We start from the raw sequence: 8,995 nt of genomic DNA on the forward strand, positions 1-8,995 counted from the left end.
CGGTCGGGCGGTCCGCAAAAACCCCTAGAAAGGGCCGACCGCCCCGCCGGAGCGTCGGAATCTAGCCCTTGTAGGTCACCGCCTTGGCGGCCGCGACCACGTCGGACACCTTGAGCAGCGCCGCCTTTTCGAGATTGGCGGCATAGGGCATCGGCACGTCCTGGTTGGTGACGCGGCGGACCGGGGCGTCGAGGTCGTCGAAGCCCTCCTCCATGGCGATCGTGATGATCTCCGACGCGATCGAGCAGACCGGCCAGCCTTCCTCGACGACGACCATGCGGTTCGTCTTGCGGAGGCTTTCGAGCACCGTCGCCTTGTCGAGCGGGCGCAGCGTGCGCAGGTCGATCACCTCGGCGTCGATCCCCTCGCCCTCGAGCTGCTTGGCCGCCTCCAGCGCGACGCCGACCCCGATCGAATAGCTGACGATCGTCACGTCGGAACCGGTACGGCAGATGCGCGCCTTGCCGATCGGCAGGACATAGTCGTCGAGCTTCGGCACCTCGAAGCTCTGGCCGTAGAGCAGCTCGTTCTCCAGGAACACGACCGGATCGGGGCAGCGGATCGCCGCCTTCAGCAGGCCCTTGGCGTCGGCCGCCGAATAGGGCGAGATGACGATCAGGCCGGGCACGCTGGCGTACCAGGGCGCATAGTTCTGGCTGTGCTGCGCGGCGACGCGGGCGGCGGCGCCGTTGGGGCCGCGGAACACGACCGGACAACGCATCTGGCCGCCCGACATATAGTTGGTCTTGGCGGCCGAGTTGATGATGTGGTCGATCGCCTGCATGGCGAAGTTGAACGTCATGAACTCGACGATCGGCTTGAGGCCGCCCATCGCGGCGCCGGTGCCGATGCCGGCGAAGCCATATTCGGTGATCGGCGTGTCGATCACGCGCCGGTCGCCGAACTCGTCGAGCAGGCCCTGGGTCACCTTGTAGGCGCCCTGGTACTGCGCGACTTCCTCGCCCATCACGAAGACGTCGCCGTCGCGGCGCATCTCCTCCGCCATCGCGTCGCGCAGCGCCTCGCGGACCGTGGTCTTCACCAGTTCGGTTCCGGCGGGCACCTCGGGATCGTCGCGCGTGTCGGCGACCGCCGCGACCAGGTCGCGCGCGCCGCTTTCCATCTTGTGCGGGGTCGGGCTCTCGGGCGCGGGGGCCTCGGCCTTCGGGGCTTCCGCCTTCGGCTCGGCGGCGGCCTTCGGCGCCGGAGCGGCGTCCTCGTCCTCGCCGGCGATCCGGGCGATCACGGTGCCGACCTTCACCCCTTCGGTGCCGGCGGGAACCGTGATCTCGGCGATCGTGCCCTCGTCGACAGCCTCGAACTCCATCGTCGCCTTGTCGGTCTCGATCTCGGCGAGGATGTCACCGGACTTGACCGTGTCGCCTTCCTTGACGAGCCACTTGGCGAGCGTGCCTTCCTCCATCGTCGGGGAAAGCGCGGGCATCTTCAGATCGACAGCCATCAATATTGTCCCACCAGCACGTCGGTATAGAGCTCTTCGGGCTCGGGTTCGGGCGACTGTTCGGCGAAGTCGGCCGCCTCGGTCACGATCGCGCGGATGTCCTTCTCCAGCGTGCGCAGCTCGTCCTCGCCGACGCCCGCCGCTTCCAGCTCCTTCTTGAGATGGTCGATCGGGTCGGACTTCTCGCGCACCGACTGGACCTCGTCGCGCGAGCGGTACTTGGCCGGGTCGGACATCGAATGGCCACGATAGCGATAGGTCTTGAGTTCGAGCAGGATCGGCCCCTTGCCGGCGCGGACCCAGGCGACCGCCTCCTCGGCGGCGCCGCGCACCGCCAGCACGTCCATGCCGTCGACCTGGATGCCGGGGATGCGGAAGCTCTCGCCGCGGCGGTAGAGCTGGTCCTCGGCCGAGGAACGGTTGACGCTGGTGCCCATGGCGTACTGGTTGTTCTCGATCACGAAGATGATCGGGAGCTTCCACAGCTCGGCCATGTTGAAGCTCTCGTAGACCTGGCCCTGGTTCGACGCGCCGTCGCCGAAATAGGCCATGGCGACGCCGCCGTCGCCCGCATATTTATGCTTGAAGGCCAAGCCGGTGCCGAGGCTGACCTGCGCGCCGACGATGCCGTGGCCGCCGTAGAAGCGGTGGTCGACCGAGAACATGTGCATCGATCCGCCCTTGCCGCAGCTGATGCCGGCGGCGCGGCCGGTGAGCTCGGCCATGATCAGCTTCGGGTCGATGCCATAGGCCAGCATGTGGCCATGGTCGCGATAGCCGGTGATCACCGAATCCTTGCCCACCTCGAGCGCCGACTGCAGGCCGACCGCGACGGCCTCCTGGCCGATATAGAGGTGGCAGAAACCGCCGATCAGGCCGAGGCCGTAGAGCTGGCCCGCCTTCTCCTCGAAGCGGCGGATCAGCAGCATCTGCCGGTAGAACTCCAGCATCTCCTCCTTGCTCGCCTTGTACCGCTGCGGTTCGGCTGGGCGTTCGCGGTTGGATATCGGCGGCGCGGTGGTGGCGGCGGCAGCGGCCGGTTTCGGCGCGGCGGCTTTCGCCCTTGGAGATGCGGGTTTGCGCGGCGCGGCCTTTTTGGCCGCTGCGCGTGGCTGTGCTGGTTTCGCCAAGCGGATTGCTCCTTGTCCCGGGGAGGGGGTGACTGGGACGCATATAGGCCGCCGTGCGCGCCGATTTCAACGTGCTGTAGAGCCCGGTGGCAATAAAGCTTCCCGGCGGGGCCAGTGACGAACAGGCGTGGCCGTCGATCGCGGTGTCCTATCCATTGACTGTATCTCATTTGAGATACATATCGCCGGAGAGGAGATCGCTATGGCTGGCCGCACGTCCATGCTGCATGTCAGGGTCGATGAGGAACTGAAAGCGCGCGCATCCCAAACGCTCGCCGATGTTGGGCTGAGCGTGTCCGATGCGGTGAGGATATTGCTCGCACGGGTCGCCAAGGAGGGCGGGCTGCCGGCCGGCCTGACCGTCGATCCCGAGACGCATGATGCCTGGTTCCGGGCAAAGGTGCGGGAGGCGCTGGACGACGGCGGCCCAACCCGTCCGCAAGCGAGGGTCATGGACGAAGCGCGCGCGCTCGTGGTGGGAAAGCGGCGTGGCAAGCCCGACGCTTGAATGGAGCGAGGCTGCCCGCAAGGACCTGCTGTCGATTGTCGATTTCATCGCCGACGATAATCCCGATGCGGCGCTGAAGCTGCTCGACGACATAGAAAACAAGGCGGAGCAATTACTCCACCATCCCCGACTATACGAGGTGGGGCGTGTCGATGGCACACGGGAAATGCTCGTCCGGCAAAATTACATCGTCGTTTATGCGGAAGACGAACAGCGTGTCCTCATCCTTCGCGTGTTGCACGGCGCGCAGTTCTGGCCGCGCTGACGACGGCGCGATGCGGGAAGGGCGCGCGGTTCAGTCCCGTGGGATGATGATCTCGTCCGGCCGCACCTGGCCGGTCGAGCGGCGCACCAGCTCCTCGCCGAAATCGGGATCGACGCGGCTGGGGTCGAGCAGCTTGGCGTGGTGGCGCAGCCGGTCGCGCACCGCCTCGGTGCGGTGCAGCTCGTCGGACTTGGCCTGGAGCTGGGTGCGATAGCCGCCGAGCGCGAGCAGGCCGTTGGGGCCGATCAGCGCCGCGCTGGCGAAATAGCCGATGATCAGAATCGCGACCGCGGGCAGCGCAGCGCTGCGGGCAATCTGGAAAAGGGGGACGCGATTCATCCAGGGACAGAATCACCGATGAGTCGCGCGATCAAGTCCTTTCGCGCGCTTTGGGCGCTGAATTACCGATATTTTCTGGTGATTGGAAAGGTGATTCGGACGCGTAACGAATGGCCTTTTCGAAGATCGACCACAACATCTTGTAGGTAAGCCGTCCGGTATTCTGATTGTACCGCGAGCAGTGGTAGCTGTCGATCGGGATCGACCCTTCCGGCCGGTGTTCGGCGCCATGGGCGAAACGAAAGCGGGCGGGCGTCTCGCCGAGCGCGGCCAGGGTCGCGTCATGGGCGATGCGGCCGAGCGCGACGATCACCCGCGGCGCCGGGGCGCCGTTCAGCGGACCGGCCAGGAAGGGGCGGCAGGCACGGACCTCGGCCGGGGTCGGCCGGTTGGCGGGGGGCACGCAGCGCACCGCATTGACGATGACCGTGCCGTCGAGGCGGAGACCGTCGTCGGCATCATGGCCATAGCCGCCCCGCGCCAGGCCGTGATCGGCCAGCACGTCGAACAGCATCGTGCCCGATCCATCGCCGGTGAAGGCGCGTCCGGTGCGGTTCGCGCCCTTCAGTCCCGGTGCGAGCCCGACGATGACGAGCCGGGCGCCGGAATCCCCGAAGGTCGGCACCGGCGCATTGAACCAGCTCGGATTTTCGATCCGCTGCGTCGCCCGATAGGCGGCCAGCCGGGGGCACAGGGCGCAGTCGGCGGGCGGCTCGGCGATCGGCTCCATCCACGCCGTTTATCCGATCGGGGTGTGATCCACGTCATGTAAATTCAGGGGAGATCGGTTAACGAAAGGCTTGACGCCGGGGGTGGCCGCTCTAGCCTTCCCCGTCGGGAAGATGGGCTGTCGCGGCGGGGGCGTCGCGACATCCGGGATCGAACGGGGGAACAATGCTGAAACTGCGTCCTGTGGCGAAAGCCGCATTCCTTGGCGTCGGCCTGGCGGTCGTCGCCGCCGGCCCCGCGCTCGCGAAGAAGGATCGATCGCACCAGGCGGTCGATCTCGATCCCGACCAGCGCGGCGTCGTCTCCGGCGTCGGCATCGAGGGGCAGGACCTCGGCCGCATGGCCGACCAGATGGTCCGTGACCTGATGGCCAATCCGGAGATCTCCAACCGGGCGACGCCGCCCCGGATCATCCTCGACAGCTCCGACCTGCGCAACCAGAGCTCGCAGCGGATCGACAAGGACATCATCACCGACGAGCTGCGCGGCAAGCTGATGGGCGCCGCGCGCGGCAAGATGCGCTTCGTCAGCCGCGAGTTCATCGCCGCGGTCGAGCAGGAGCGCGCGCTGAAGCGCGACGGCGTCGTCGACAGCGGCACCACCGGGCTGACCCGCGCCACGGCGGGCGCCGACTACAAGCTGGTCGGCAAGATCACCTCGCTCGACAGCCGCAACAACGACACCGGCATGCAGGAGCGGTTGACCGTCATCTCGCTCGAGATGCTCGACCTCGAATATGGCACCCTCGTCTGGAACGGCACCTACAAGATCCGCCGGGCCGGCGCCGACGACGTCGTCTATCGCTGAGGGAGGGCCCGATGAAGACCATCCATCGGCTGGCGACCGGAATCGCCGCTTTCTCGCTGTTGTCGCTCGCCTCCGCCGTCGTGGCGCAGGATGCGGCCGCCCCTGTCGACCCCGCCGCCGCCAAGGCCGCCGCGAAGGCGCGGGCCAAGCAGGTCGCGGCCTGGAAGGCGCAATATGGCCCCGGCCCCTATCCCGACGAGGTCGAGACCTTCGCCCAGGGCCGGCAGGAGGAACTGCGCGGCTATTATCGCGTCCTCTATTATGACGGCGAGCATAATGCCGTGCTCAATTATGAGCGGCTCGGCCTGCTCTCGATGGAGCTCGGCTATTATGGCGACGCCGAGAAGGCGTTCGACGGCGCGCTCGACCGGATCGAGGCCTTCTACAACAAGGATAAGCAGGCCGAGAAGGCGACCTCGGCGACGCGGCTCGAGGTCAACAAGGACTTCAAGGGCGAGCCCTATGAACGGGCGATGGCCTATTATTATCGCGGGCTGCTCTATCTGCGGAAGGGCGACTACGACAATGCCCGCGCCTCGTTCAAGGCGGCCGAATATCAGGACACGGTCTCGGGCGAGGAGAGCTTCCAGTCGGACTTCGCGCTGCTGACCTATCTGCAGGGCTGGGCGTCGCAATGCGCGGGCGACGGCAGCCAGGCCGCCGACGCGTTCGAGCAGGCCGCGAAGATCGATCCCAAGCTCAAGGTGCCGGGGCCCAGCGACAATGTCCTGGTGCTGACCGAACTCGGCATCGGCCCGGTCAAGGCGACCGACGGGCAATATCAGGAGAAGCTGGTCTTCCGCCCCGGCGCCGCCATGCCCGAAAATGGCGCGATCGTGACGCTGGGCGCCGGCAAGACGACGCGCGCCTGGCCGCTGACGCCGGCCGCCGACATCTATACCCAGGCGTCGACCCGCGGCGGCCGGGCGATCGACGGCATCCTCGACGGCAAGGCGCAGTTCAAGGCCGGGCTGGAGACGACCAGCGCTCTCGCCACCACCGTCGGCAGCAGCTTCGCCCAGCAGATGGGCGGCAATGCCCTCTATGCGCAGGGGATCGGCGCGGCGCTCAGCATGTTCTCCAAGTCGGTCCGGCCGACCGCCGACACCCGGATGTGGGACGGCCTGCCGTCGAGCATCATGGCCGGCACCACGCGCTGGGGCGCCGCCGTGCCGGCCGCCGCCGCCGGCAAGGGCAAGAAGCCCGCGCCCAAGGCTTCGCTGAGCGCCAGCGAGTGGAGCATGCCGTCGGTCAGCATGACCTATCGCCAGGACGACAATGCGCTCGACCTGACGGGCACCAAGCCGATGGCGGCCAGCGCCGGCAGGTGCGGCATCGTCTGGGCCCGCTCGCGCAGCGTCGCGAGCCTGCCGTCCGAGGCGCCCGGCAACAACGCCAAGATCGCGCTGGCGCGCAAGCGGGACAAGGACGTGTGGGCCAAGGACGAGGCCTTCCGCGCGAAGCTGCGCTAGTTGCTTGGGGAGACGGTTGTGATGAAGACATATCTGCTCAGCGCGATCGCCGCCGGCGCGCTTCTGGCCATTCCGGCGCAGGCGCGCGAGAACCGGCCGGTCAAATGCGACATCGGCGATGCCAAGCGATCGCTCTCGGCGGGCGGGCCCGCGCTGGTCGCCAACGTGCCGTCGGCGATGACGCCGATCGACCTCAACGCCGTGCAGATGACCGACAAGAAGCTGGCCAACCGCGTCGTCGTCGAAGGCATGTTCGCGCGGCGGACCGAGACCAATTCGGTCGAGGTGATCACCCGCTTCGTCAACTGTACCAAGAAGACGGTCGAGCTCGACGCGCGTTCCTCCTTCATGGACGAGAACCAGGTGCCGACCGAGGATTCGACCTATTGGAAGAAGGTCATCCTCGCGCCCAAGGCGACCGGGGTCTATCGCGGGCTTTCGATCGGCCGCGACGAGGTCAAATATTACCTCGTCGAGGTGCGGACCTCGCAGCCATGATCCGCGCCGCTCTCGCGCTGGCCGTCGGCTTCGCGGCCGTCCCGGTGCAGGCCGGGCAGGATGTGCCGCCGCCGCGCCTGATCCGTCCGGTGCAGCCGGCGCTGATCGCGGCGCCGTCGCCAATGGCCTATGGCGCGACGCCGGCCCTGTGGCGCGACACGCCGCCGGTGATCGAGGGCTGGTCGCCCGATCGCCGCATCCCCGTCGTCGCGTGGATCGACGAGGATGCGGACTATGCCGATGCCGATTTCGGCGATGACGGCTATTCTTCGTGGGGGGACATGTGATGGGGATCAGGACCGTGGCCGCGGGGGCGGCCGTCGCGATGCTGCTGGCGACCGCCGCCGCCGCGCAGCAATATCGGGACAATATGCCCGAGGTGCTGGCCGCGCCGCCGCGCGCCAACCATGCGGCTCAGAACAACGCCGCGACCACCAGCGCCTTCCGGTCGGCCTATGCGCGCCGGAAGAGCCCGCGCATGGTGATCTTCTGGAACCGGCAGCTCACCGACTCGCTGTCGACCAGCTATGAGGAGTGGTCGCGCTTCACGCTGACCGACGGCCGGGCGGTCGACAAGACCTATTATGAGGACGGCTCGACGGCGGTCGCCGGCCGCGCCGTCGACGCCGAGCTGCGCTCGGGTCGCACCGCGACCGCAGCCGACGGCGCGCGCATGACCGGCCTCGCCGAGCGCGCCGACTGGAAGGCCGCGCAGGGCTTCAACCGCACCATGCTGGCCGGCGGCGCCCGGCTGATCGACCGCACCCTGATCATGCGCTCGACCGCGCTCGGCAAGGGCGTGGACCGCAGCGACGCCCAGTCGGTCGAGATGTCGGCGCTGGTCGGCAAGGCCGACCTGCTGGTCGAGGTGCTGCAGACCCCCGACGACGGCGCGCCGAGCGGCTACACCTTCCGCGTCGACGTCAAGGACATCCGCAGCGGCACGCTGCTCGCCACCGTCGTCACCCAGGGCATTCCACCCTCGGGCGGGCCGGGGCGCTGGGTCGCCGGACCGAACGGCTATCAGCGCGAACGCCCGCTGCCGCCCACCGTCGACCAGGTCGGCGCCCGCGTCGCGACCGAGGTGATGCAGGCGCTGGTCGCGAACTGGGGGTAGATCGACCGGCTGTTGCGGTCGTCGGGCAAGCTAGGCTCTGGTAAGGCCATGATCCGCCGCTATAGGCGGATCGCATGCAGCCCTATCGTTACGCGATCGGTATCGGGTCGAACCGGCGCCATGGCCGCCATGGCGCTCCGGCCGCCGTGGTGCGGGCGGCGATCGCGGCGATCGATGCGGACGACATCGCGGTCGTGGCGCGCTCCCCGATCATCGCGACCCCGGCGCTGGGGCCGGCGGGGCGAAGCTTCGCCAATGCGGCGGTGATCGTCGAGACCCGGCTCGATCCGCCCGCGCTGCTCGCCCGGCTCAAGGGGCTTGAGGCGGCGTTCGGGCGGCGGCGGGGACGGCGCTGGGGCGCCCGCGTGCTCGATCTCGACATATTGCTGTGGTCGGAAGGGGGCTGGGCGCAGCGCCGCGGTCAGCGACTGACGATCCCCCATCGCGAGCTGGAGCGGCGCGACTTCGTCCTTCGTCCGTTGCTGGCGATCGCGCCCGGCTGGCCGGTGGGCGAGGGCCGCCGGACGGTGCGTCACGCCCGCGCCCGGCTTCTCCGCGGGGCGGGTTGACCGCGACAGCCGCGCCCAATAGGGAAGCGCGGTCGGTGGGTCCGTAGCTCAGTCGGTAGAGCAAGCGACTTTTAATCGAGAGGTCCCGGGTTCGAATCC

General features: G+C 68.2%; 12 protein-coding genes. 8 read left to right on the forward strand and 4 right to left on the reverse strand.

The features are described from left to right. Window positions 1-61: 61 nt before the first annotated feature. Together HRJ34_RS27295 and pdhA are read right to left on the reverse strand one after the other, a co-directional pair. Window positions 62-1,462 carry a pyruvate dehydrogenase complex E1 component subunit beta gene (locus tag HRJ34_RS27295; RefSeq protein ID WP_011952068.1) on the reverse strand — a complete coding sequence of 467 codons (1,401 nt, stop codon included), beginning with the start codon at window positions 1,460-1,462 and terminating at the stop codon, window positions 62-64. Then, window positions 1,462-2,592: a pyruvate dehydrogenase (acetyl-transferring) E1 component subunit alpha gene (gene pdhA / locus HRJ34_RS27300; protein WP_208632979.1), complete on the reverse strand. Its 1,131-nt coding sequence runs from the start codon at window positions 2,590-2,592 to the stop codon at window positions 1,462-1,464. The genes HRJ34_RS27295 and pdhA overlap by 1 nt, the downstream gene beginning before the upstream one ends. Window positions 2,593-2,794: 202 nt before the next feature. On the opposite strand from pdhA, the gene HRJ34_RS27305 reads away from it, so the two are divergent. Next, window positions 2,795-3,100 (forward strand): type II toxin-antitoxin system RelB/DinJ family antitoxin, encoded by a 306-nt coding sequence (locus HRJ34_RS27305; RefSeq protein ID WP_011952066.1) that lies wholly within the window; start codon window positions 2,795-2,797, stop codon window positions 3,098-3,100. Continuing rightward, the gene (locus tag HRJ34_RS27310) at window positions 3,081-3,365 is read left to right on the forward strand and encodes a type II toxin-antitoxin system RelE/ParE family toxin (RefSeq protein WP_029993579.1); all 285 of its coding nucleotides are present in this window, start codon (window positions 3,081-3,083) and stop codon (window positions 3,363-3,365) included. The genes HRJ34_RS27305 and HRJ34_RS27310 overlap by 20 nt, the downstream gene beginning before the upstream one ends. Window positions 3,366-3,395: 30 nt before the next feature. On the opposite strand, the gene HRJ34_RS27315 is transcribed toward HRJ34_RS27310, so the two are convergent. Together HRJ34_RS27315 and HRJ34_RS27320 are read right to left on the reverse strand one after the other, a co-directional pair. Then, the gene (locus HRJ34_RS27315; RefSeq protein WP_011952065.1) at window positions 3,396-3,704 is read right to left on the reverse strand and encodes an FtsB family cell division protein; all 309 of its coding nucleotides are present in this window, start codon (window positions 3,702-3,704) and stop codon (window positions 3,396-3,398) included. 31 nt (window positions 3,705-3,735) lie between these two features. After that, a complete protein-coding gene (locus tag HRJ34_RS27320; RefSeq protein WP_208632980.1) occupies window positions 3,736-4,434 on the reverse strand; it encodes a uracil-DNA glycosylase in 699 nt (232 codons plus the stop codon). Between the two features lie 182 nt (window positions 4,435-4,616). Between HRJ34_RS27320 and HRJ34_RS27325 the strand changes: the two genes are divergently transcribed. From HRJ34_RS27325 to folK, 6 genes are all read left to right on the forward strand, one after another. After that, on the forward strand, window positions 4,617-5,240 hold the full coding sequence (locus HRJ34_RS27325; RefSeq protein WP_016747848.1) for a hypothetical protein: 624 nt from the start codon (window positions 4,617-4,619) through the stop codon (window positions 5,238-5,240). Between the two features lie 11 nt (window positions 5,241-5,251). Then, window positions 5,252-6,712: a hypothetical protein gene (locus HRJ34_RS27330; protein WP_208632981.1), complete on the forward strand. Its 1,461-nt coding sequence runs from the start codon at window positions 5,252-5,254 to the stop codon at window positions 6,710-6,712. Window positions 6,713-6,733: 21 nt separating this feature from the next. After that, window positions 6,734-7,210 (forward strand): hypothetical protein, encoded by a 477-nt coding sequence (locus HRJ34_RS27335; protein WP_011952061.1) that lies wholly within the window; start codon window positions 6,734-6,736, stop codon window positions 7,208-7,210. Continuing rightward, window positions 7,207-7,497 (forward strand): hypothetical protein, encoded by a 291-nt coding sequence (locus tag HRJ34_RS27340; RefSeq protein WP_208632982.1) that lies wholly within the window; start codon window positions 7,207-7,209, stop codon window positions 7,495-7,497. Before HRJ34_RS27335 ends, HRJ34_RS27340 begins: the two co-directional genes overlap by 4 nt. Continuing rightward, window positions 7,497-8,327 (forward strand): hypothetical protein, encoded by an 831-nt coding sequence (locus HRJ34_RS27345; protein WP_208632983.1) that lies wholly within the window; start codon window positions 7,497-7,499, stop codon window positions 8,325-8,327. Before HRJ34_RS27340 ends, HRJ34_RS27345 begins: the two co-directional genes overlap by 1 nt. A gap of 74 nt (window positions 8,328-8,401) precedes the next feature. Next, window positions 8,402-8,896, forward strand: a complete 495-nt coding sequence (folK, locus tag HRJ34_RS27350) for a 2-amino-4-hydroxy-6-hydroxymethyldihydropteridine diphosphokinase (protein ID WP_016747852.1) — start codon at window positions 8,402-8,404, stop codon at window positions 8,894-8,896. Window positions 8,897-8,995 lie beyond the last annotated feature (99 nt).

It is taken from the genome of Rhizorhabdus wittichii (assembly GCF_017607425.1).
GTDB lineage: Bacteria > Pseudomonadota > Alphaproteobacteria > Sphingomonadales > Sphingomonadaceae > Rhizorhabdus > Rhizorhabdus wittichii.

Bases quoted from the DNA above. Each gene is read 5' to 3' on its own strand.
- HRJ34_RS27295 (WP_011952068.1), bottom strand. From the start codon at position 1,462: ATGGCTGTCGATCTGAAGATGCCCGCGCTTTCCCCGACGATGGAGGAA.
- HRJ34_RS27305 (WP_011952066.1), top strand. From the start codon at position 2,795: ATGGCTGGCCGCACGTCCATGCTGCATGTCAGGGTCGATGAGGAACTG.
- HRJ34_RS27315 (WP_011952065.1), bottom strand. From the start codon at position 3,704: ATGAATCGCGTCCCCCTTTTCCAGATTGCCCGCAGCGCTGCGCTGCCC.
- HRJ34_RS27320 (WP_208632980.1), bottom strand. From the start codon at position 4,434: ATGGAGCCGATCGCCGAGCCGCCCGCCGACTGCGCCCTGTGCCCCCGG.
- HRJ34_RS27330 (WP_208632981.1), top strand. From the start codon at position 5,252: ATGAAGACCATCCATCGGCTGGCGACCGGAATCGCCGCTTTCTCGCTG.
- HRJ34_RS27335 (WP_011952061.1), top strand. From the start codon at position 6,734: ATGAAGACATATCTGCTCAGCGCGATCGCCGCCGGCGCGCTTCTGGCC.
- HRJ34_RS27340 (WP_208632982.1), top strand. From the start codon at position 7,207: ATGATCCGCGCCGCTCTCGCGCTGGCCGTCGGCTTCGCGGCCGTCCCG.
- HRJ34_RS27345 (WP_208632983.1), top strand. From the start codon at position 7,497: ATGGGGATCAGGACCGTGGCCGCGGGGGCGGCCGTCGCGATGCTGCTG.
- folK (WP_016747852.1), top strand. From the start codon at position 8,402: ATGCAGCCCTATCGTTACGCGATCGGTATCGGGTCGAACCGGCGCCAT.